Below are 20,968 nucleotides of genomic sequence, written 5' to 3' on the forward strand. Positions count from 1 at the left end.
TCCCGGAACGCATGCGGCCGCCCGCAGGCGGCCGCATGGTGCGACACGAATGGCCGCTTACTTCGAGAGCTGCAGCAGCGTCGACGACACCCAGCCCTTGTTGCCGAACTCGTCCTCGACCTGCCACATGACGCCCTGCTTCTCGCCGGTCGGGTACAGCATCATGCCGACGTCGAGCGAGCGCACCACAGCGCCCTTGCCGGCGGCATCCGAGAGCAGGCGCGCGGGCTTGGCGACGGTGACCGCCTGCGTCGCGTTGGCGGCGCTGGCATTGGCCGGCAGGCCGCCGAGCTGCGCCACGATGTCGGTATAGGCCTGCAGGTAGGCCAGCGTGATCACCTGGCCGATCTCGGTGTTGGCGTAGCCGCCGGCACCCATCGCGCCCAGGCCCGAGCCGCCGAACAGCGCGCCGCTGCCGGACCAGCCCAGGTCGGTCTTCTTGGCGTTGCCCTCGCTCATCGCGACCTGCTCGGACGAGCGCACGTCGGTCACTGTCAGCACCACGTTGGCCGTCTTGCTCTTGAAGTTCAGCCCGCCGATCACCGAGCCGGCCTTGCCGCCGACGAGGCCGCCCAGCAGCCCGCCGATGTTGTTGCCGCTGGCGTTGCTGTTGGCCGCGACGAGGTCGGGGACCATCACGTAATCCGCCGCCTTGACCTGGCCCTTGCCGACGTTGGAACGCCCGCGCAGCTCACCGCTCGAGGCCAGTTCGCGCTCGCGCATCGCCGCGTCCATGCCGGCGCCGCGGTCGACCAGCGTGAAGCAGCGCGACTTGCTGACGAACAGCTTGATCAGCTTGCTGGGCGCCGGCAACTGCTGGCCGGACCACCAGTTGGTGCCGTCCTCGGGCTCGAGAACCGAGATCGTGCCGAGCGGCTTGGCGCAGGTCGGGATCTGGGCGACCTGTTCGCGGCGGGTGTCGTCAACGCTCTTGCCGGTGGCCGGCAGCGCGGCGGCGAGGCCGAGGGCGGCGAGGAGGGGGGCGATGCGGGCAGTCATTGCGGCGGGAGTCCTTGAGGTGGAGTCGGGGCGCGGGACGCGCCAGCGCGAGAGCATAAGCTTCGTGAAGGCGCCGTTGATCGGCCGGAAGTGCTAAGAAATCGCTAAGCCTGGAAACGACGAAGCCGGCGCGGGGCCGGCTTCGTCAGGTCATACGGGGCGGAAGGCGCTTACGAGTTCCACCACATCAGCAGTTCGTGCCAGAGGCGCTTGAAGAAGCCGGCCTCCTCGACCGCCTCCAGCGCGACGAGCGGGCGCTGCGCGAGCACCTTGCCATTGAGCATCACGCGCACGGTGCCGATCTTCTGGCCCTTGGCGATCGGGCCGGTCAGCGACTTCGGCACGTCCATCACCGGCTTGAGCTGCTGGTAACGGCCGCGCGGCAGGGTGACCAGCATCGGCTCGGCCAGGCCCAGGCGCACTTCATCCTGCGCACCCTTCCAGACCTTCTGCACGGCGACCTGCTTGCCGGCGTCGTAGAGCTTGTGGGTCTCGAAGAAGCGGAAGCCCCAGTTGAGCAGCGCCTGCGAGTCGTTGATGCGCTGGTTGTCCGAGGGCGCGCCCATCACCACCGAGATCAGGCGCTGGTCGCCGCGCTTGGCCGAAGCCATCAGGCAGTAGCCCGCGGCCGAGGTGTGGCCGGTCTTGATGCCGTCGACCGACGCGTCGCGCCACAGCAGGCGGTTGCGGTTGGTCTGGGTGATCGGGCCGACCGTGTATTCCTTGATCTTGTTGAGCGAGTACGACTCGGGGAAGTCGCGGATCAGCGCGCGGCCGAGCAGCGCGAGGTCGTGCGCGGTCGACAGGTGGCCCTCGGCCGGCAGGCCGTCCGGGTTCACCCAGTGCGTGTTCTTCAGGCCGATGCGCTTGGCGTAGAGATTCATCAGCGAGGCGAACGCGTCCTCGCTGCCGGCGATGTGCTCGGCCAGCGCGATCGCGGCGTCGTTGCCCGACTGCACGACCATGCCCTTCTCCATCTCGATCAGCGGCGCGGTCTTGTTGACCTCGAAGCCCGAGTAGGAGCCTTCCGTGCCGGCGCCGCCTTTGCGCCAGGCGTTCTCGGTCATCATGACCGGATCGTCGCGCTTGACCTTGCCGGCCTTCAGTTCGGCGGCGACCACGTAGCTCGTCATCACCTTGGTGATGCTCGCCGGGTCGACCTGGGTGTCGTAGTTCTCGCCGGCGAGCACGTTGCCGCTGGCGTAGTCGATCAGGATCCAGGCCTTGGCCTGCGGCTTCGGCGGCGGCGGGACGGGCAGCTCGTCGATGGCCGGCGGCGGCTGGTTGTTGGGCACGGGGCCGGTCTGGGCGACCGCGAGGCCGAGGGTCAGGGTGAGGCCGGCGGCGAACAGGCCGGCGAGGCGGGCAGGGGACTTCATTCGGTGGACTCCGGGCCGGCGGACCGGCGGTCAAACGGGTGTTCGGTCATGCACGGGGTGCAGGGGCGTGATTCTGGACGCGACGGCCCCGCGGGCGATACCCGCGCGTCGCGGGGAGGTTCAGTCGCGCACCCGCTGCGGCGCGGCGAACCCGAGGCCGCGCAGGCGGCTGGCGAGTTCGGCCTCCGCCGTCGCGGCGACCGGGCCGATGCGCAGGCGCCAGATCGGCTGGCCCTTGGCGACCGCGTCCAGCAGCCGCACCCCGGTGATGCCGGCGCCCTGCAGCGTGGCGAGCGCGCGGTCGGCGTTGTCGCGGGTGGAGAAGCTGGCGACCTGCAGGGTGACGGCATCGCCGACCGACATGGTCGGCGATGCGGCGGGCGCGGCCCCGACGGGTGTCGCGGCGATGGACGTCGGCGTCGCTGGCGTCGCAGCCGCCGTCGCAGGCGCCGGAGCCACCGTCGCCGGCTTGCCCGTCGCCACGCGCACGCCGCGCGCCTGCATCCAGTCCTCGAAGCCCTGCGAATTCGGCTGGCCGTCGGCGGTGCGCAGGTCGTAGCGGTAGTCGCGGGTGGCCGCGCCGAGCGCGGTGGGCGTGGCCGGCTTCGCGGGCAGCGTGGCGACGAGGCCGTCGATCGCGGTCGTTGCGGTCGTCGAGGCCTTCGCCGGTGCCGGCGCAGCGGCGAAGGTGGTGCCGGTGGCGGCGCCGCCCGGCTGCAGCGCTTCCACGCGCACGCGCCCCGTCCCGCGCGGGTAGACGCCGAGCTTCACCGCGGCGGCGAGGCTCAGGTCCATCACCCGGCCGTCGTGGAACGGGCCGCGGTCGTTGACGCGCACGATCACCGACTTGCCGGTGTCGAGGTTGGTCACCCGCGCGAAGCTCGGCAGCGGCAGCGTCTTGTGGGCGGCGGAGAAGGCGTACATGTCGTACACCTCCCAGTTCGAGGTGCGGCGGCCGTGGAACTTCTCGCCGTAGTAGGAGGCCAGGCCCTCCTCGACGAAACCGCGCGTGTCGTCCAGCACGCGGTACTGCTTGTCCAGCACCGTGTAGACCGGCTTGTTGCCGAGCTTGGCGCGCGGCAGCGCCACGACCTGCGGTTCGGGAATGCAGGAGATGTCCGGAATCACCGACGGCGTGCGGTCCTTTTCGCCCGGGCGATACAGCCCGCCGGCGACGTAGTCGCCGCGCTTGCTGAGGTCTTCCTCGGCGGCGCGGTACCACGAGCAGTCGCCGGCGGGAGCCGCGGGCGGCGCCTGCACGACGGCGGCGGTGGACGGCGACGGGCGCGGAGCGCTCGCGCAGGCGGCGAGGCCCGCGCACAGCAGCGCGACGACGATCTTCTTCATGGGGCCGGAGCGGTTCCCGATGCGGCGGCAGGAAGCGGCCGTACCTCGCGGCCGGCGATCGACTCGGCCAGCTGGTAGACCGCCATCGCGTAGTGCTTGGAGATGTTGTAGCGGGTGATCGCGTAGAAATTGCGGAAGCCCAGCCAGTACTCGGGCCCGTCCACGCCGTCGAAGTGCAGCGGCACCGCCGGCAGGCCCGCGGGCACCGGCGCCAGCGGCTGGTAGCCCTTCGTGCGCAACTCGGCGAGCGTGTAGACCGGGTCCAGCGCTTCGGGCTCGAAGGCCGGCAGCGCGGGATCGCGCGAGGCGCGCACCGCCACCGGGCCGCCGCGCACCCAGCCGCCCTTCTTCACGAAGTAGTTGGCGATCGAGGCGAACACGTCGGCCTTGCTGTCGAACAGGTCGCGGCGGCCGTCGCCGTCGCCGTCGACCGCGTACTCGCGGTAGCTCGACGGCATGAACTGGCCCCAGCCCATCGCGCCGGCATAGCTGCCCTTGAGCTGGGTGATGTCGAAGCCGGTTTCCTTGCCGAGCGCGAACAGCTGCGCGAGCTCGCCGCGGAAGAAAGTCTCGCGGCGGTCCTCGCGCTCGGCCTTGGCCGGGTCGCCGCTGCGCGGATAGGCGAAGGCCAGCGTGTACAGCGCATCGACCACCGAATAGCTGCCCTTGTTGCCGCCGTAGCTGGTTTCCACGCCGATGATCGCGGTGATGATCTCGGCCGGCACGCCGTAGCGGGCCTCGGCGCTGGCGAGGTCGGCACGGTTCTCGGCGAGGAACCTGCGGCCACCGTCGATGCGCGCCTGGGTCATGAAGATCGGGCGGTAGTCGCGCCAGGGCTTGGCCTCGGCCGGACGCGCCATCGCGTTGACGATCGACTCGCGGATCTGCGCCTTGGCCAGCACCGACTCGATGTAGGCCGGGTCGATGCCGTACGCACGCGCGGTGTCCTGCACGAACTTCGCGCGCGCCTGCTCGAACGGCAGGCGCGGCTGCGCGGGCGGCAGCGGATCGGTGCCGGGCGCGGGGGTCGTCGCCGGCGTGGTCGGCAGCTTCGACGGCGGCGGGACGGCGCAAGCGGCCGTGGCGAGTACGAGCGCGCAGGCGAGTGCACGCGTAACAGGGCGTTGCAGCGTCATCATCGTCGCGAGGTTAGCACGCGTTTTTCACCGGAATCACACATGAAGCGGCCGTCGTAGCGAGGATTCATGCACGCGCGCGCAGTCGCCCCGCAAGCGGCGTGAATGCGAGCAGCTGGCCCAGCAGCGCGCCGATCGAATTGGCGAGGACATCGAGCACGTCGGGCTCGCGCGTTTCGGTGAGCAGGCCCTGCGCGATCTCGACCGCGACGCCGAAGGCGATCGCCGTGAGCATCGCGCGCAGGCGTGCGTCGCGTCGCTCGAAGAGCATCACCGACCAGCCCGAGAGCAGCGCATAGCCGGCGAGGTGCTCGAGCTTGTCGATGCCGTCGAAGGCCGGCGGCGGCAGATCACCCACCGGCAGCAGCGAGCCGAGTGCGATCGCCGCGAACATCGCCAGCCAGGCCAGCATCGCCGGCCGTGGCAGGCGTCGCGGGATCACAGCCGATAGCTCAGGTCGCCGGCGAGGAAGGCGGCGCCGAACTCGACGTCCTTGGACAGGCCCATGGCCTGGAAGCGCTCGCCCATCTCGCCGGGCATCGTCAGGCGCTTGACCTCGTTGGTGCGGCGCAGGCGCTCGGCCTCGTCGTCGATCTGCTCGATGCGCGAGAGCACGCCGGCCAGCCCGTTGCCGAGCAGGAAACTGGCCTGCGAGCAGTAGCCGGCGAGGTCGAAGCCCGCCGTGAGGCCGGCCTCGGCCAGCGCGGTGAAGTCGACCGAGGCGGTGATGTCCTGCAGCCCCGGCCAGGCCAGCACGTCCTCGTGCATGCGGTGGCGATAGAACGCGCGCAGCGTGCCGTCGGTGCGCTGCTCGCCGTAGTACTCGCCGCGGGCATGGCCGTAGTCGACGAACAGCATCGCGCCGCGCTGCATGCCGCCGGCGACGGCCTGGATCCAGTACGGCAGCTGCGGCAGCACCTCGGAGGTGTAGCCGTCGGGCAGCTGGCGGCCGATGCGGCGCTCGATGTGGCGCACCGCCTGCAGCAGCATCGAATCGGCCGGGCGGTACTGCAGCGCGAAGCGGTCGCCTTCGGTGGCGACGTACTGCTCCATCACCTCGCGACCCTGGATGCGGAAGCGCGGCGTGGGCAGCGCGTCGATCACCTCGTTGGCGAACAGCACGCCGTTCCAGTCGTGCGGCACCGGGCCGTCGATCCACTCGACCAGCGCGAACAGCATCGGGTGCAGGCGTTCGAACAACTGTGCGCGCTGGCGCTCGCGCAACTGCGCCGAGGGCTCCAGGATCAGGTAGCGCGCCGGCAGCGCGTCGAGTTCCATCAGCCTCATCAGCGCGACCTGCGCGAACGCGCCCGTGCCGCCGCCGAGCTCGAACATCAGCGCGCTCGGGCCGAGCTGCTGCAGCACCGGCGCCACCGCGTCGGCGACGCAGGCGGCGAACACCGGGCCGAGCTCGGGCGCGGTGACGAAGTCGCCGGCCTCGCCGAACTTGGTCGCGCCCGCGCTGTAGTAGCCCAGGCCCGGCGCGTAGAGCGCGAGCTCCATGAAGCGCGAGAACGGGATCGCACCGCCGTTGGCGGCGATCTCGGCGTGGATGTGGCGGGCGAGCGACTGGCTGTGCTCGCGCGCGGCCTCGTCGGGCGTCGGAAGCTCGGACGCGCGCGCGGCGGGATCGATCGGCATCGGAAAACCGGACGTGGGAGACTCGCCGCAGGATACGGGACGACGGCTGAAGGTTCGGATGACGCAGGCGGGCAACGACGGTGCGGCGCGGCCGGTGGTGCTGGTGACCGGCGCGGCGCGGCGCATCGGCGCGGAGATCGCGCGCGCCCTGCACGCCGCCGGCTGCGACCTCGCGCTGCATTACCGCGCCTCGCAAGCCGACGCCGAAGCGCTGCGCGACGCACTCGAACGCGAACGCCCCGGCTCGGTGCTGCTGCTGCAGGCCGACCTCGCCGAATTCGACCGCCTGCCCGAGCTCGTCGCGCGAACCGTCGGCCGCTTCGGCCGCCTCGACGGCCTGGTCAACAACGCCTCGTCCTTCCACCCGACGCCGCTCGGCACGGTGACGCCCGCGCAGTGGGACGACCTGTTCGCCTCCAATGCACGCGCGCCGTTCTTCCTCACGCAGGCCGCCGCGCCGCACCTGCGCGCCACGTGCGGCGCGGTGGTCAACCTGGTCGACATCTACGCCACGCGGCCGCTGCCCCAGTATGCCGTCTACTGCATGGCCAAGGCGGCATTGCTGATGGCGACGAAGTCACTCGCGCTGGAGCTGGGCCCCGAGGTGCGCGTGAACGCGGTGGCGCCGGGCGCGATCCTGTGGCCGGAGAATCCGTCCGACGTGGAGGCGCGCGACGCGATGCTGGCGCGCACGCCGCTGGGCCGCATCGGCACGCCGGCGGAGATCGCCGAGGCGGTGCGCTGGCTGCTGTTCGATGCGCGCTACTGCACGGGGCAGGTGATCGCGGTGGACGGCGGGCGCCTGCTCGCCGGCTGAGCCTCAGCCGCGCGCCATGTCGACGAGCTTGGCGACGGTGTTCATGTTGCGCGCGGTGCCGGCCTTCGCCGCCGGGACGACGAGCTTCGACGTGCCGATGCCGTTGGCATAGTCGACGTAGATCTCGCGACGGCCTAGCGCGATGCGTTCGTCGCACCGGTGCTTCGCCGTCTCGATCGCATCCGCGGGCGGCGGCGCGGGCAGGAAGATCGCGAGCACGCGGCTGGGCGCGCCGTCGGCGAACGGATTGGCCGCGAGCACCGCAGCGAGTTCGTCCGCACTGCGCAGTCCGACCCGTATCGGCTTGCCCGCATGGCGCAGCAGCGCGGCCTCCAGCGTGGCGACCACGTCGGCCGCGTCGAGGTCGCTGTCGAACACCACGTTGCCGCTCGCGATGTAGGTGCGGGCGTCGCGGAAGCCGGCCTCGTCGCAGAGCCGGCGCAGGTCGGCCATCGCGAGCTTGCCGGTGCCGCCGACGTTGACCGCGTGCAGCAGCGCGACCCAAGTGCTCATGCGTCGCCCAGCGCGCAGGTGGCGAGGTCAGTGTCGCGATCGGGGTGCACGGCCCAGAGCTGCGCGAGGGTGCGGCCGCTGCCGGGCACGACGACATCGGGCGCGATGTCGGCCAGCGGGCGCAGCACGAAGGCGTGCTTGAGTTCGGGGCGCGGGATGCGCAGGTGGCCGTCGCCGTCGAGCACGCGGTCGTCGAACAACACGATGTCGATGTCGAGCGTGCGGTCGGAAAAACGCGGCCCGCTGCGGTCGCGGCCGTGCGCGTCCTCGAGCGCGTGCAGCCAGTCGTTGAGCGGCTGCGGCTCGAGGTCGCTGTCGATGATGGCGGCCGCGTTGACGAAATCCGGCCCGTCGAAGCCGACCGCTGGCGTGCGGTAGGCGGGCGACAGCATGACGTCCCCGAAGCGCGCGCGCAGCGCGTCGATTGCCGCGCGCAGGTGTTTTTCCGGCTCGACGTTGCTGCCGAGGCTCAGGTAGGCGCGGCCGCTCATGCGGCGCGCGTGCGTTCGATCATCACGCCTACCGCGCGCGCGCCGCGCACCGCGCCGGGCTTGCTGAGCTTCAGGCGCAGGCGCTGCACCGGGAACTCGGCGAGCACGATCTCCGCGACGCGCTCGGCCAGCGTCTCCACCAGCCCGAAGCCCGACTGCGCCACGTACTCGCGGATGCGCGTGCTCACCGCCTTGTAGTCCAGCGTGTGCGCGATGTCGTCGCTGGCCGCGGGCACGCGGTTGTCGAAGGCCATCTCGAGGTCGAACACCAGCGTCTGCCGCACGCGGCGCTCCCAGTCGTAGATGCCGATCAGCGCCTCGATCTCGAGGCCTTCGATGAAGACGTGGTCCATGGCGGCGTTCCCCTGCGGTGCGGCGATGCTACGGACGCGGCGCGCGTTGTCCACCGCGGCGGGTCATGCGGTCGCGGCGAGCTTGACCGCGGGCAGCGTCGACATGTCCCAGCGCGGCGCGACGTGCACGCCGAGATCCTCGTGCTGGCCGGCCTGCAGGCGCAGCGCGCCGGCGAAGGCGATCATCGCGCCGTTGTCGGTGCACAGCACCGGCGGCGGGAAGCCGACGATCGCGCCGCGCCTCGCTGCGAGCTCGTGCAGCTTCTCGCGCAGGCGCAGGTTGGCGCCGACGCCACCGGACACCACCAGCCGGCGGAAACCGGTCGCGTCGAGCGCACGCGCGCACTTGATCGCCAGCGTGTCGACCACGGCGTCCTCGAACGCGCGGGCGATGTCGGCGCGCGTGGTCTCGGACTGGTCGGAATCGCGCCAGGCCAGCAGCACCTGGGTCTTGAGGCCGCTGAAGCTGAAGTCGAGGCCCGGGCGGTCGGTCATCGGACGGGAGAACTTGAACGCGCCGGGGCGGCCTTGCCCGGCCAGCGCGGCGAGTTGCGGGCCGCCGGGGTAGGGCAGGCCCATCAGCTTGGCGGTCTTGTCGAAGGCCTCGCCAGCGGCGTCGTCCAGCGTCTCGCCCAGCAGGCGGTAGCGGCCTATGCCGTCGACGCCGACCAGCTGCGTATGCCCGCCGGAAACCAGCAGCGCCACGAACGGCTCGGGCGCGCGGCCGGCGTGCAGGGCCGCGCGCTGTTCGGCGTCGTCCATCAGCGGCGCCAGCAGGTGGCCCTCCATGTGGTGCACCGCGATCGCCGGCACGTCCAGTGACCAGGCCAGCGAGCGCGCCACGCCGGCGCCGACCAGCAGCGCGCCGACCAGCCCGGGGCCGGCGGTGTAGGCGATGCCGTCGATGTCGGTGGTCGACAGGCCGGCTTCGGCGAGCGTCTGCCGGATCAGCGGCAGCGTCTTGCGCACGTGGTCGCGGCTGGCGAGCTCGGGCACCACGCCGCCGTACTGCGCATGCAGGGCGATCTGGCTGTAGACGGCATGCGCGCGCAGGCCGTCGGCGGTGTCGTAGACGGCGACGCCGGTTTCGTCGCAGCTGGTCTCGATTCCAAGGATTTTCAATGGCTTGGCCTTCGCGGCCCGGCGTGGATCGATGCCGGTCGATACCGCGTGTCGAAAAAATGTGAGCGGCGGCTTGCAGCGCCGCGGGGTAGGCCGATATCATAGGCGGCTCGCCTGGCCTGTGGCCGGCGGTCCCAATCACCCGAGATTCCGTATGCCGAGCGTCAAAGTCCGCGAAAACGAGCCTTTCGAGTTTGCCCTGCGCCGTTTCAAGCGCACCTGCGAGAAGGCCGGCGTCCTCGCTGAAACCCGCAAGCGCGAGTTCTACGAGAAGCCGACGCAGGAGCGCAAGCGCAAGGCCGCCGCGGCGGTGAAGCGTCAGGCGCGCCGTTCGTCGCGCGACGTCACCAAGCGCCAGCGCATGTACTGATCGCGTCGCCGGGTTTCCGGCACGCGACACTGCGGCACCAGAAAGCCGACCACGCATGGCGTGGCCGGCTTTTCTGCGTTCCCGTCATTTGCGGGTCACGGGGGCCCGCGTCCAGGCTGCGCGCTCGGATGTCGAAGTGATTCCAAAGTCCCGAGGGTTGTCTGCCCTCGCGACTGTGGCGGCTCAGTCGTTCTTGTCCTTGTCCGTTGCCGTGCCGGCCGGCGGCCTGGCGGCCTCGCGCGGCAGCTTCGGGAAATCCGGCGCCAGCTCCGCGTCGACGCGGATCGGCCGTGCCCAGCGCCCGTAGGTGGCCACCACGTCGCGCTTGAGCGCGTGGAAGCGCGGTGAGCCGGGCGCGATGTCGAGCGTGCGGGCCAGCGTCGCCCAGTCGGCCGTCTCGCCCGCGCGGCGGTCGGCGACCTCGCGGCACGGACGGCCTGCCTGACGGGCGAGGCTGCAGGCGAGGTAGACGTCGCCCGGCGTCCAGCCCGGGCGAGCCAGCAGCTCCTGCACCAGATCGCGCGGCGCACGGTGGTAGCGCGCGACTTCGTCGACGAAGGCGTCGCGGTAGGTCGCCGCATAGGCGTCGATGTCCGCCAGGCGCGCATCGAGCCAGGCATCGCCAGTCTCGCGCGCCGCCGCGGCCGGCTGCTGGGCGAGCGCGAGCATCGGCAGCGCCAGGCAGGCGGCGATCAGGAGAGCGTGGAAACGGGGGGATCGGGTCGTCATGCGGCGCCGATCATGCGCGCCACGGCGCGAAGGCGCCAGCGACGCGACGAAGGGCCACGGCATCGCTGCCGTGGCCGTGCGGTCGTCAGCGGCCGTAGCCGTAGCGCTTGTGGTCGTAGCGCGGGTCGTAGTACTCGGCCTTGCACTTGCCGTTCTTGTTGCACTTCACGGCACGGCTGGACGGCTGGTTGTAGTAGCCCACGGCACGGCCGTAAGGCGGCGCGTCGCGATAGCCGGTGCGATAGCCGTTGTCGACGACGCGGTAGTAGACCGGGCGGCCATAGGCGTCGCGGCGCATCATCAGGCGATCGTTCGAGCCGTAGTCGCCATAGCGGTAATACGGCTGGTCGCCGCGGAAAACGACGTCGGCGATGCTGACGATGGCACGCGTGAGTTCATCGGCCGACTGCGCCTTGGCGGGCGTCGGCGCGAACGCGGCGGCGCCGAGTGCGGCGGCGAGGACGGCGGGTGCGATCCAGCGGTCAAGAGCCATGGGAACCTCCACTCGCCCGCGACGTGCGGGCACGGTCCGACCATGCGCCGGCACCGGTGAATCACCCTGTAATCCGGCCGATATCCGCGATCCGGCTCAGCGCCTGTTCGCGTTCGTGATTCAGGCCGCGCTGCTTTCGATCGACACCAGCGCCTCGAACAGCGCGCCCGCATCGGCAAGTTCGCGCACACGCGCCGGATCGCCCACGCTCGCGTCGCGCTCGTGCACCCACGTGAGGTGATAGGGAATGTGCACGCCGACACCGCCCAGCTCGATCACCGGCGCGATGTCCGAGCGCAGCGAATTGCCGACCATCGCGAACTCGTGCGCGGCGATGCCGAATTCCTCGAGCAGGCGGCGGTAGGTCGCGGTGTCCTTCTCGCTGACGATCTCGATGCGGTGGAACAGGTCGGAGAGGCCCGACTCGCGCACCTTCGCCTCCTGGTGGAACAGGTCGCCCTTGGTGATCAGCACCACCGGCCAGCGCGCGGCCACGCGCTCGACCGATTCGCGGATGCCGGGCAGCAGCTCGACCGGATGCCGCAGCATCGACTGCGCGAGCTGCACGATGCGATGGATGTCGGTGGCGGCGATGCGCGCCTGGCTGATCTCGATCGCCGTCTCGATCATCGACAGCGCCATGCCCTTCACGCCATAGCCGAACACCGCGAGGTTGCGCTTCTCGACTGCGTACAGGCGCTCGTGCAGCGCCGCGCCGCGCAGTTCGACATAGGGCGTCATGATCGACTCGAAGGTCGCCTGCGCCTGCGCGAAGTAGTCCTCGCTGCGCCAGAGGGTGTCGTCGCCGTCGAAGCCGATCATCTTCAGTGCCATGCGCGAAGTATGGCAGCGTCCGCTCACGGGGCCTGCACCGGCGCGGCGCCACGCTGCCGCCATCCGGCGCGGCCGACGCGCCCCCGCTTGCAGGAGGCTCCATGAAGATCCGCCACGTCTACAGCACCACCGACCTCGACATGGCGCGCGCCGCGATGAACGCCGCCCGCGCCGCCGGCGCCGGCGAGGGCTGCCTGTCGCTGGTCGCCCGCTCCGACATCGAACTCGATTCGATCTCCAACGACTACAAGGAAGCCGACAGCGACTCGATGCCGGCGGCGATCAAGGGCGTGGTCGCGGGCGGCGCCACCGGCTTCCTGCTCGGGCTGGTCGCGGTCGTGGTATCGCCGCTGGGTATCACGCTGGCCGGCGCCGGGATCGCCGCGCTTGCGGGCGCCGGCATCGGCGGCATGGCATCGACCATCTTCGGCTCGGCGCTGCCCGACCCGGTGCGGCAGAAGTTCGACGACGAGATCCAGGCCGGGCGCATCCTTCTGCTGATCGACTGCGACGAGGAGGTCAGCGCGCGCGCCGCGCCGGCCATCGAGGCGACCGGCGCCAAGCACCTGCCGTTCGAGCAGCCGACCGCCATGGTGCAGTGATCAGCCGCTGCAGGCGCGCAGCAGCAGGTTGAGAACGATCGTCAGGACGACGGAAATGATCAGGCTCGGCAGGCAGCCGACGAGGCGGACACGGGCGGGCATGCGGGCGACGGGCTGCGGACGGCCGTCGATCCTGGGTTCTCGCGGGTGAACGGGCCGTCGGCCGTGCGCCGCGGAAGGACGCTGCCCCGCACCTTCTACCGCCGCGATCCGCGCATCGTCGCCGTCGATCTGCTCAACAAAGTGCTGGTGCGCGACGACGGCCGCCGCGGCCGCATCGTCGAGACCGAGGCCTACTGCGGCGCCGAGGATCCGGCGGCACATAGCTTCCGCGGCCCGACCCCACGGACCGCCACCATGTTCGGCCCGCCCGGGCGGTTGTACGTCTACTTCACCTATGGCATGCACTGGTGCTGCAACCCGGTCTGCGGCGAGGACGGTGAAGGCGTGGCCGTGCTCCTGCGCGCGCTGGAGCCACTGGCCGGGCTGCCGCTGATGCGCGCGGCGCGCCCGGCTGCGCGGAGCGACCGCGACCTCTGCCGCGGCCCCGCGCGCCTCTGCGCGGCCTTGGGCATCACTGGCGCCGACGACGGCGCCGACCTGGTAGGCGGCCGTGGCGGCCTGCGCATCGTCGACGACGGCCAGCCGCCGCCCGCCGAGCCGGTCGTGCGTCCCCGCGTGGGTATCACGCGGGCGGCCGATGCGCCTTGGCGCTGGTATGTTCCCGGCAGCGGTTTCGTATCCCGCACATGAAGGCGTCAGGCGGCCCGTATTCAAGAACGATGCGGGGCCGACCGTTATCGCGGTGGGGAAGACGCTTCCCGGGGGAAGGTTGCGGCCGGCGAAGCCGGTCGTGAAGACAGATGAGGACGGCGTTGACGGCGATCAGGACCAGCGAGGTGCCCGCGGCGGAGCGGCAGCGCATCGGGCACGTGCTCGGTGGGCTGCTCGATGCTGTCGACATCCCCGACTTCGCGCGGCGCGTGGCGGCGTATTTCGAGGGCGAGGGCTTCGCCCGCGTCGACGTCCTCTGGATGATCGGCGGCAGTGAGCTGCACACGCGCGACGACTGCGTCCTGCACGAGGACGACCGACGCCTGGTCGAAATGGCGCGCGCGAACGGCGAGTGGGCGGTGGACGCGGCGCGCGGCCGCATCGCCGCCGGCATCGAGGTGCAGCAGAGCGGCGACGCGATCGGCGTCGTGCTCGACGCGCAGCCCGCGCTGCAGGCCCGCGTGCGGCAGCAGTGCGACCTGCTGGCGCCGGTGGCGCGCGCTGTGTTCGAGAAGCACCGGCTCACCGCGTCGATGCGCGCACTCGAGCGCTCCGAGCAGCTGCAATCCGCGTTGTTCCAGATCGCCGACATGGCGAGCTCGGACATGGACCTGCCCGACATGCTGCGCGAGCTGCACGCGATCGTCGGCCGCTTCATGTACGCCGAGAACTTCTACATCGCGCTGTACGACGACCAGAAGGATGCGATCCGCTTCATCTACCTGGTCGATACCGAGGACACCATCACCCGCGATCCGGACCAGTTCCTGCCGATGGCCGAGCTGGAGCACGGCCTGACCTGGTACGTGATCCGCAACAGGCAGCCCCTGATGGGCTCGATGCAGGAGATCCGCGGGCAGATCGACGGACCGATGCGCGACATCGGCGCCGACTCGCACGACTGGATGGGCGTGCCGATCATGGTCGGCAACACCGTGCGCGGCGTGCTGGTGGTGCAGAGCTACATCGAGCGCCCGCGCTACACGGCGGCCGACCAGGCGCTGCTGACCTACGTCGGCAGCCACATTCTCACCGCGCTCGACCGCAAGCTGCAGCAGGAAGAGCTCGAGCGGCGCGTCGAGGAGCGCACCCAAGCGCTGACCCTGGAGATCCAGGAACGCCAGCGCAGCGTCCGCATCCAGGAGACGCTCTACCGCATCGCCGAGCTCTCGCATACCGCGACCAACCTCGACGAGTTCTACGCCGCGGTGCATCGCATCATCGGCGAGTTCCTCGATGCACGTAACTTCTACATCGCGCTGCTGTCCGACGACGGCGAGACGATCCACTTCCCGTACTTTGTCGACCAGCACGGCAAGACCGCCGAAAGCCGCCGCCTGGGCCGCGGCATCTCCGAATACGCGATGCGCCAGGGCAAGCCGCTGCTGGTCGACATGACGCAGCCGGAGACCGTCGCGCACATCGAGGAGCTGCACGCGCGCGGCGAGCTGGCGATGATGGGCAAGGCGGCGATCGCCTGGCTCGGCGTGCCGCTGATGCTCGGCGAGCGCGTGATGGGCCTGCTCGCCGTGCAGAGCTACACGCCGGGCGTGGGCTATACCGACCGCGACCGCGAGCTGCTCACCTTCATCAGCTACCAGATCGCGAACGGCCTGGAGCGCCAGCGTGCCGCGGCCGAGCTCAAGAATGCCTATGCGGACCTCGAACGCCGCGTGTCCGAGCGCACGATGGAGCTGTCCGAGCAGATCGAGGTGCGCGAGCAGATCGAGCAGCGACTGAAGCACGAGGTGCTGCACGACTCGCTGACCGGCCTGCCCAACCGCGCCTACCTGCGCGACCAGCTGGTGCGCGCGCTCGCCCATCGCGAGCGCGACCCGCACTACCGCTTCGCCGTGCTGTTCATGGACCTCGACCGTTTCAAGGTCATCAACGACTCGGTCGGCCACCTCGTCGGCGACGCGCTGCTCAAGGAAGTCGCGCGGCGCTTCGCGCATTGCGTGCGCGGGGGACGCGACATGGTCGCGCGCCTCGGCGGCGACGAGTTCGCGATCCTGATGGAAGTGGACGCGCCCGAGTCCGCCATGCGCATGGGCCAGCGCGTGATCGACGCGCTGCGCGAGCCGGTGCGCGTGGAGGGCAAGGAGCTGTTCACCGGCGTCAGCGTGGGCATCACCCTGTCGAGCCCGCACTACACCTCGCCGGAAGACCTGCTGCGCGATGCCGACATCGCCATGTACCGCGCCAAGGCCGGCGGCCGCCATCGCATCGAGGTGTTCGACGAACAGCTGCACGAGCAGGCGCTGCAACTGCTGGAAGTCGAGAGCGACCTGCGCCGTGCGATCACGCGCCAGGAGTTCGAGCCCTACTTCCAGCCGATCGTGCGACTGGTCGATGGGGCGGTGGTCGGCTACGAGGCACTGATGCGCTGGAACCATCCCGAGCGCGGCGTGCTCGCGCCCGGTGCGTTCCTGCACGTCGCCGACGCCAGCGGCAGCATGGAGGCGATCGACTGGCAGGTCTTCGACCGCACGCTGGACTGCATCGGCCGGCTGCTGCAGCCCGGCCAGTACGTCAACCTCAACTTCTCGCCGCGACATTTCCGCTCGCTCGAGCTCGACCAGCGCTTCCTGCAGCTGATCGCGTCCAAGGGTGTGTCGCCCTCGCAGGTGCGCATCGAGGTCACCGAGGGCGCGCTGCTGGAGAACCCCGAGCAGATCGGCCAGGTATTCAACCGCCTGCGCGAGAACGGCGTGCTGATCGCGCTCGACGACTTCGGCACCGGCTATTCCTCGCTGAGCTACCTGCACCGCTTCAAGCTGCACACGGTGAAGATCGACCGCTCGTTCATCAGCGACCTGCGGCTGGAGGACGAGGGCGGCAGCACCGCGGTGGTGCGCGCGATCCTCGCGCTCTCGCGCGCCCAGCGCCTCGAGGTGGTGGCCGAGGGCATCGAGACCGACGCGCAGCGTCGCGCGCTGCTGTCGCTCGGCGCGGAGATCGGCCAGGGCTACTTCTTCGCCAAGCCGGCCTCGCTGGACGCAATTCTGGCGGGCCGCAAGGACGATCTCGCCTAGCGCGGCCAGTGATGCGCGCGGCAGGCCCGCACCACGCTGGCCAGGGCACTGCCCGGCACGCCGCTGGCGACCGTGCGGTCGCCCAGCTTCAGCGCGAACGAGCGCGCCACCAGCATGCGATCCAGGATCGGCGCATCCAGCGCGATCCGGGTGCCGAACGCCGGCCGCGTGCCGACCCCGGTGCGTTCGACCGGATACGGCACTGCCGTGCCGTCGGCGACCAGCACGAGCTGCGGCAGCTTCGACGGCAAGTGGTCGCCCGCCAGTCGCAGGACGATGCGTGGATCGCCCGGGTCGCACTGGACCTGGATCCGCAGCCCGTCCCGCGCCGTCCACCGCGCCTGCGCCTGAAGGCCGTCACCGTACTGTCGCCAGCGGGCGTCGGGCGTGTCCGCGCCGCGACCGGCGGCGGTGCCCGCCGACAGCAGCAGGGTCAGAACGACACAGAAACGTGATGCAGTTCGCATAATTGGGCGACCGTAGCGCGTCGGCGTGGCGGCGGCGTGCATGCCGCACGCCTCGCCGACCAGCGGCGTTACGACCCGATCACCCGCCCGTGGCTCGCCGCTAACGCCGCCCTGCCCAGCATCGGCCCAAAAGGGAGATGGGCATGGGCACCAACATCCAAGAGAAGCACCTGCGCGATTCCGGCCGCGCCAATCCACCGGCCGGCCCGGACGGGCTCGGCGGCGGCACGCATGCGCTGCGCGCCGGCAAGGACGGCCCGACCCAGCGAAAGTCGGTGCAGCCGAAGGACGACGCCGGCGACGGCCCGTCGCAGGGCGACCGCATGGACCAGGGCCGCCACAGCGGCCGCGACGGCAATCCGGGTTGAGGAGGCGGCGATGCGACCCGACGAGCAGAAACTGAAAGCGACCCAGAAGTCCGGCAAGAAGACCGACGCGCGCGAACTCGATCACCACGGCCAGAAGGTCTCGTCCGCGCATCGGCCCGAGGCGCAAGCCGAGGACGACGCGTCGGCCATCGACAGGACGCGCTCGCGCGATCCCAACTTCGGCCGCGGGCATCACTGACGCATGGCGATGAATCGCGCCTACGTCGCGCAGGAACCCACGCGCGAGGCGGTGGAGGCGATGCCCGGCGCGGTGCTGCTGGAATTCGGCGCGCCCTGGTGCCCGCACTGCCAGGCCGCCGAGCCGCTGGTCGACCACGCGCTCTCGCAGCGCGACGACGTCGCGCACCTGCGCATCGAGGACGGCCGCGGCCGCCGGCTGGGCCGCTCGTTCGGCGTGAAGCTGTGGCCGACCTACGTGCTGTTGCGCGACGGCGTCGAGTACGGCCGCACCGTGCGGCCGCGCTCGCTGCGCGAGGTCGAGGCGCTGTTCGACGACGCGGAGGCCTGAGCGCGTGCAGCCCGACGCCGGAGCGTCAGCGTCAAAGCCGCCGGTGATGCCGGTCCCGCCGCCGCCGTACGACATCGCCGAGATCATGGGCGGCCTGTACGGCCCCGGCATCATCGCGCGCCGCGGCGCGTTCGAGCGCGGCTGGGTAGCGCGCCTGCGCGAGGACGTCGACACGCTGTTCGACGAGGCGCGCTGCATTCCCGGTGGCGCGGTGCCGCGCGGGCCGAACCGCCACTACGTCGAGATCCATCCCGAGCGCCTGCGCGGCTTCGTCGACCTGATGATGCATCCGTGGATCACCACGGTTGCGCGCGCCGTGCTCGGCCCCGGCTGGCGCGTCGTCGAGGTCGGCTTCGACGTGCCCGGCCCCGGCGCGATGGACCAGCCCTGGCATCGCGACTTTCCGATGCCCGAGGCGACGCGCGTGGGGCGCCGGCTGGACTCGCTCGCCTTCAACCTGACCACCATCGACGTGACCGAGGACATGGGCCCGTTCGAGATCGCGCCGGGCACGCAGTGGGAGACCGGCGAGGACTTCGCTGCCGGCATGTTCCCGCCCGAGGCCAACGGCCCGCGCTATGCCGCGCGCGCCGAGCGCAAGCTCGCGCGCATGGGCGACGTCTCCGCGCGTTCGGCGCTGACCATCCACCGCGGCACCGCCAACCGTTCGCAGCTCTCGCGCCCGGTGCTGGTGCTCGGCGTCGACGCACCCGATGCGCGCAACGGCGAGCGCCACGACCTGCAGCTCACGCGACGCTATGTGGCGACGCTGCCCCCGGGCGTGCTCGACCACCTCGCCTGCCGCCTCGTCGACGAGCTCGAGCCGATCGTGCAGCTGCACCAGATCGACGGGCTCACGATGGGCCGCGCCTAGCTGCGTAAACTGCGCGCCCCGTTCCGCACCGCCCTGCCATGAGCGCCTATTCCGAGATCGCCGACGCCATCGTCGACCATGCCGAGGCGATGACGCGCCTGAGTGCCGACCGCCTCGACGCCGCGGCCTTCGACGCCGCCGTGGCCGAGCACGTGCATTCGATCCGCGTGCTGGCCGTCTCGCACATCGACCCGGTCGCCGACCGCGCGTTCTTCAAGACGATCAAGGCCGCGACCGCGCGTGCGCCCGGCGTCTACGTGCACATTCCCGACGGGATCATCGAGTTCCTCGTCGACACCGCGCGCGGGCAGCAGCGCTTCGAGCTGTGGAACGCGAAGGAGCTGCGCGCCGGCGGGCGCGACTGAGGCTCAGCCCGCCGCGGGCGCCAGTTCCTCGCGCGTGCCGGGCGCCCGCGCGAGGCGGCGCAGCTTCGGCGCCACCACCGGTACCGTCAGCATCGTGCTGCCGATCGCCATCAGCAAGAGCGCGGTGAACATCGCGCTGGTGATGATCGCCTTGTCCAGCAGCACGTTGGCGAAGATGATCATGATCAGCGCCTTGGTCTGCAGCAGCCAGCCGATCATCGAGGCCTCGCCCGGCGCCCAGCCGAGGATGCGCCCGGCCAGGCGCACGCCGAGCAGCTTGCCGGCCACCGAGGCCACCAGCAGTGCCGCCGCTGCGAGGAATACCGCCGCGCCGCCCATCGACCATGCGGTCTTGAGCCCCGTGCTGAGGAAGAACACCGGCATCATCACCAGCAGCACGTTGTGGCGCAGGCCGTCGAGCTTCTCCTGGTCGAACCAGTGCGCGTCCATCACCACGCCGGCGAGGAACGCGCCGACCATGAAGTGCAGGCCGCACCAGTCGGCGCCGAGCGCGCAGACCGCCAGCCAGACCAGCGCGACGAACCAGCGATCGCGTTCGGGCAGCTTCGGCATCAGGCGACGGAACAGCACGCAGGCGATGCCGAAGGCGACGAGGAACAGGCCCTGGCGGCCGATGCGTTGCCAGTCCATCAGCACCAGCGCGAGCACGCCCCAGATGGCGACGTCGTCGAGGCTCGCGTAGCGCAGGATGCGCTGGCCCATCGGCGTGCGCAGCAGCTCGAGCTTCTCCATCAAGAGGATCAGGATCGGCAGCGCGGTCACCGCGCAGGCCATGCCGACGCCGACCACGAACTGCCAGGGCAGGCCCTTGTCACCGATCCAGCCGGGAAAGCCGAGCATGGCCACGGCGACGACCGCGCCCAGCGCCATCGGCACCGACAGCGCGAGCCCTGCGGTGATGCCGCTTTCGCGACGCTTCTCCCAGGCCTTGCGCAGGTCGAGTTCGATGCCGGCGATCATCACGAACAGCATCACTGCCCACCAGGCAAGGCCGTTGAGCGTCTTGACCACGTCGGCGGTGAACACGAACTCGTAGTACTGCGGATACGCCTTCCCGAGCACGCCGGGGCCGAGCAGGATGCCGGTGATGATCTGCACCACCACGAGCGGTGCGAAGTAGTCGGTGCGGCCGAGGCGCCACAGCACGTAGGGCACGAAGAAGATGATCGCCATCGCGATCAGGAAGACCTCGGTGGTGCTCATCGCGTGCATCTGGAACGTCCTTTCCCCGGAATGCCGCGGATTATGCCGGTGCCGCGGGTGCGCGCGTCAGGCGATCGACGCGCCGCGCTCGGCCAGCAGCTCGCGCAGGATCGAGCGGTGGCAGCGGGACTCGTCCTCGCAGTAGCAGCCCACCGAGAAGTCGGCGGTGTGCGAGAGCGCGGCCAGCGCGTCGAGCACGTGGCGTCCCTCGCCGCCGGCCATCTCGGCGCGGTAGCGGCGCACGAAGGTGGCCCAGTCGCGGGGGCCGGTGCCGTGCAACGCGAGCTTCAACGTCTCCGGCTGCGGCGCGAGCGTGGGCAGCCAGGCGTCGTAGTAGTCGCGCGTGGAGAAGTCCTCCTTGCGCACCCCACGGGGCGGACGGCGCACGGTGCCCAGCCGCGTGCCCTCGCCGGGCAGGCGCGGGGATCCGAGTCGGACGATGCGGACGGCCATGGACGCTTCCGGAAGGTGGCGGGCCATGCTCGCGCAGCCACCTCCGGAAGACC

At 70.9% G+C, this 20,968-nt stretch carries 26 protein-coding genes; 10 read left to right on the plus strand and 16 right to left on the minus strand.

Annotated elements, in window-relative coordinates; translation table 11 throughout:
* Nucleotides 1-57: 57 nt before the first annotated feature.
* The 6 genes from IE066_RS10145 to IE066_RS10170 form a co-directional block, all read right to left on the minus strand.
* Nucleotides 58-999 (minus strand): CsgG/HfaB family protein, encoded by a 942-nt coding sequence (locus IE066_RS10145; protein ID WP_189449455.1) that lies wholly within the window; start codon nucleotides 997-999, stop codon nucleotides 58-60.
* A gap of 170 nt (nucleotides 1,000-1,169) precedes the next feature.
* A complete protein-coding gene (locus IE066_RS10150) occupies nucleotides 1,170-2,378 on the minus strand; it encodes a D-alanyl-D-alanine carboxypeptidase family protein (protein WP_189449457.1) in 1,209 nt (402 codons plus the stop codon).
* Nucleotides 2,379-2,498: 120 nt separating this feature from the next.
* Complete coding sequence (locus tag IE066_RS10155) at nucleotides 2,499-3,725, minus strand: septal ring lytic transglycosylase RlpA family protein (protein WP_189449459.1); 1,227 nt, start codon at nucleotides 3,723-3,725, stop codon at nucleotides 2,499-2,501.
* Nucleotides 3,722-4,861, minus strand: coding sequence for a lytic murein transglycosylase B (mltB, locus tag IE066_RS10160; RefSeq protein ID WP_229790775.1), 1,140 nt, complete (start codon nucleotides 4,859-4,861; stop codon nucleotides 3,722-3,724). The genes IE066_RS10155 and mltB overlap by 4 nt, the downstream gene beginning before the upstream one ends.
* A 67-nt stretch (nucleotides 4,862-4,928) precedes the next feature.
* Nucleotides 4,929-5,303, minus strand: coding sequence for a VanZ family protein (locus tag IE066_RS10165; RefSeq protein ID WP_189449462.1), 375 nt, complete (start codon nucleotides 5,301-5,303; stop codon nucleotides 4,929-4,931).
* Nucleotides 5,300-6,502, minus strand: coding sequence for a class I SAM-dependent methyltransferase (locus IE066_RS10170; protein ID WP_189449465.1), 1,203 nt, complete (start codon nucleotides 6,500-6,502; stop codon nucleotides 5,300-5,302). Before IE066_RS10170 ends, IE066_RS10165 begins: the two co-directional genes overlap by 4 nt.
* 58 nt (nucleotides 6,503-6,560) lie before the next feature.
* On the opposite strand from IE066_RS10170, the gene IE066_RS10175 reads away from it, so the two are divergent.
* The gene (locus tag IE066_RS10175) at nucleotides 6,561-7,319 is read left to right on the plus strand and encodes a pteridine reductase (RefSeq protein ID WP_189449467.1); all 759 of its coding nucleotides are present in this window, start codon (nucleotides 6,561-6,563) and stop codon (nucleotides 7,317-7,319) included.
* Nucleotides 7,320-7,322: 3 nt separating this feature from the next.
* On the opposite strand, the gene IE066_RS10180 is transcribed toward IE066_RS10175, so the two are convergent.
* The 4 genes from IE066_RS10180 to tsaD all read right to left on the minus strand — a co-directional run bounded on the left by IE066_RS10180 (nucleotide 7,323) and on the right by tsaD (nucleotide 9,798).
* Nucleotides 7,323-7,832 carry a DUF1697 domain-containing protein gene (locus tag IE066_RS10180; RefSeq protein ID WP_189449468.1) on the minus strand — a complete coding sequence of 170 codons (510 nt, stop codon included), beginning with the start codon at nucleotides 7,830-7,832 and terminating at the stop codon, nucleotides 7,323-7,325.
* A complete protein-coding gene (gene folK / locus IE066_RS10185; protein WP_189449470.1) occupies nucleotides 7,829-8,323 on the minus strand; it encodes a 2-amino-4-hydroxy-6-hydroxymethyldihydropteridine diphosphokinase in 495 nt (164 codons plus the stop codon). The genes IE066_RS10180 and folK overlap by 4 nt, the downstream gene beginning before the upstream one ends.
* Nucleotides 8,320-8,676, minus strand: coding sequence for a dihydroneopterin aldolase (gene folB / locus IE066_RS10190; RefSeq protein WP_189449472.1), 357 nt, complete (start codon nucleotides 8,674-8,676; stop codon nucleotides 8,320-8,322). Before folB ends, folK begins: the two co-directional genes overlap by 4 nt.
* A gap of 63 nt (nucleotides 8,677-8,739) precedes the next feature.
* Complete coding sequence (gene tsaD, locus IE066_RS10195) at nucleotides 8,740-9,798, minus strand: tRNA (adenosine(37)-N6)-threonylcarbamoyltransferase complex transferase subunit TsaD (protein WP_189449474.1); 1,059 nt, start codon at nucleotides 9,796-9,798, stop codon at nucleotides 8,740-8,742.
* Between the two features lie 154 nt (nucleotides 9,799-9,952).
* Here tsaD and rpsU point away from each other — a divergent pair, with 154 nt between their 5' ends.
* The gene (rpsU, locus tag IE066_RS10200) at nucleotides 9,953-10,168 is read left to right on the plus strand and encodes a 30S ribosomal protein S21 (protein WP_115647413.1); all 216 of its coding nucleotides are present in this window, start codon (nucleotides 9,953-9,955) and stop codon (nucleotides 10,166-10,168) included.
* A gap of 183 nt (nucleotides 10,169-10,351) precedes the next feature.
* Here the strand turns inward: rpsU and IE066_RS10205 are convergent, their stop codons facing one another.
* The 3 genes from IE066_RS10205 to IE066_RS10215 form a co-directional block, all read right to left on the minus strand.
* Nucleotides 10,352-10,897 (minus strand): hypothetical protein, encoded by a 546-nt coding sequence (locus IE066_RS10205; protein ID WP_189449476.1) that lies wholly within the window; start codon nucleotides 10,895-10,897, stop codon nucleotides 10,352-10,354.
* An 85-nt stretch (nucleotides 10,898-10,982) separates the two neighbouring features.
* Nucleotides 10,983-11,390 carry a hypothetical protein gene (locus IE066_RS10210; protein WP_189449478.1) on the minus strand — a complete coding sequence of 136 codons (408 nt, stop codon included), beginning with the start codon at nucleotides 11,388-11,390 and terminating at the stop codon, nucleotides 10,983-10,985.
* A 120-nt stretch (nucleotides 11,391-11,510) separates the two neighbouring features.
* Complete coding sequence (locus IE066_RS10215; protein ID WP_425488928.1) at nucleotides 11,511-12,251, minus strand: HAD family hydrolase; 741 nt, start codon at nucleotides 12,249-12,251, stop codon at nucleotides 11,511-11,513.
* A 74-nt stretch (nucleotides 12,252-12,325) separates the two neighbouring features.
* Here IE066_RS10215 and IE066_RS10220 point away from each other — a divergent pair, with 74 nt between their 5' ends.
* The 3 genes from IE066_RS10220 (at nucleotide 12,326) to IE066_RS10230 (ending at nucleotide 16,635) form a co-directional block, all read left to right on the plus strand.
* Nucleotides 12,326-12,826 carry a hypothetical protein gene (locus tag IE066_RS10220; RefSeq protein ID WP_189449482.1) on the plus strand — a complete coding sequence of 167 codons (501 nt, stop codon included), beginning with the start codon at nucleotides 12,326-12,328 and terminating at the stop codon, nucleotides 12,824-12,826.
* A gap of 165 nt (nucleotides 12,827-12,991) precedes the next feature.
* Nucleotides 12,992-13,579, plus strand: coding sequence for a DNA-3-methyladenine glycosylase (locus IE066_RS10225; RefSeq protein WP_229790776.1), 588 nt, complete (start codon nucleotides 12,992-12,994; stop codon nucleotides 13,577-13,579).
* A 122-nt stretch (nucleotides 13,580-13,701) separates the two neighbouring features.
* On the plus strand, nucleotides 13,702-16,635 hold the full coding sequence (locus IE066_RS10230) for a bifunctional diguanylate cyclase/phosphodiesterase (protein WP_189449485.1): 2,934 nt from the start codon (nucleotides 13,702-13,704) through the stop codon (nucleotides 16,633-16,635).
* Here the strand turns inward: IE066_RS10230 and IE066_RS10235 are convergent.
* Nucleotides 16,632-17,144, minus strand: coding sequence for a hypothetical protein (locus tag IE066_RS10235; protein ID WP_189449486.1), 513 nt, complete (start codon nucleotides 17,142-17,144; stop codon nucleotides 16,632-16,634). The two genes, IE066_RS10230 and IE066_RS10235, sit on opposite strands and share 4 nt — an antisense overlap.
* A gap of 101 nt (nucleotides 17,145-17,245) precedes the next feature.
* On the opposite strand from IE066_RS10235, the gene IE066_RS10240 reads away from it, so the two are divergent.
* From IE066_RS10240 to IE066_RS10260, 5 genes are read left to right on the plus strand one after another with little or no spacing between them, the layout of a single operon-like run.
* Nucleotides 17,246-17,470, plus strand: a complete 225-nt coding sequence (locus IE066_RS10240; protein WP_189449487.1) for a hypothetical protein — start codon at nucleotides 17,246-17,248, stop codon at nucleotides 17,468-17,470.
* A 10-nt stretch (nucleotides 17,471-17,480) separates the two neighbouring features.
* Nucleotides 17,481-17,669: a hypothetical protein gene (locus IE066_RS10245; protein ID WP_189449488.1), complete on the plus strand. Its 189-nt coding sequence runs from the start codon at nucleotides 17,481-17,483 to the stop codon at nucleotides 17,667-17,669.
* 3 nt (nucleotides 17,670-17,672) lie between these two features.
* On the plus strand, nucleotides 17,673-17,999 hold the full coding sequence (locus IE066_RS10250; protein WP_189449489.1) for a thioredoxin family protein: 327 nt from the start codon (nucleotides 17,673-17,675) through the stop codon (nucleotides 17,997-17,999).
* Between the two features lie 46 nt (nucleotides 18,000-18,045).
* Nucleotides 18,046-18,873: a phytanoyl-CoA dioxygenase family protein gene (locus tag IE066_RS10255; protein ID WP_189449491.1), complete on the plus strand. Its 828-nt coding sequence runs from the start codon at nucleotides 18,046-18,048 to the stop codon at nucleotides 18,871-18,873.
* A gap of 38 nt (nucleotides 18,874-18,911) precedes the next feature.
* The gene (locus tag IE066_RS10260) at nucleotides 18,912-19,238 is read left to right on the plus strand and encodes a hypothetical protein (RefSeq protein WP_189449494.1); all 327 of its coding nucleotides are present in this window, start codon (nucleotides 18,912-18,914) and stop codon (nucleotides 19,236-19,238) included.
* Between the two features lie 3 nt (nucleotides 19,239-19,241).
* Here IE066_RS10260 and IE066_RS10265 read toward each other — a convergent pair whose 3' ends face one another.
* A complete protein-coding gene (locus IE066_RS10265; RefSeq protein WP_229790777.1) occupies nucleotides 19,242-20,462 on the minus strand; it encodes a cation:proton antiporter in 1,221 nt (406 codons plus the stop codon).
* Between the two features lie 66 nt (nucleotides 20,463-20,528).
* Nucleotides 20,529-20,915: a DUF488 domain-containing protein gene (locus IE066_RS10270; RefSeq protein WP_189449497.1), complete on the minus strand. Its 387-nt coding sequence runs from the start codon at nucleotides 20,913-20,915 to the stop codon at nucleotides 20,529-20,531.
* Between the last annotated feature and the right edge of the window lie 53 nt (nucleotides 20,916-20,968).

The sequence above is a fragment of the Cognatilysobacter xinjiangensis genome (assembly GCF_014651995.1).
Classification (GTDB): domain Bacteria; phylum Pseudomonadota; class Gammaproteobacteria; order Xanthomonadales; family Xanthomonadaceae; genus Cognatilysobacter; species Cognatilysobacter xinjiangensis.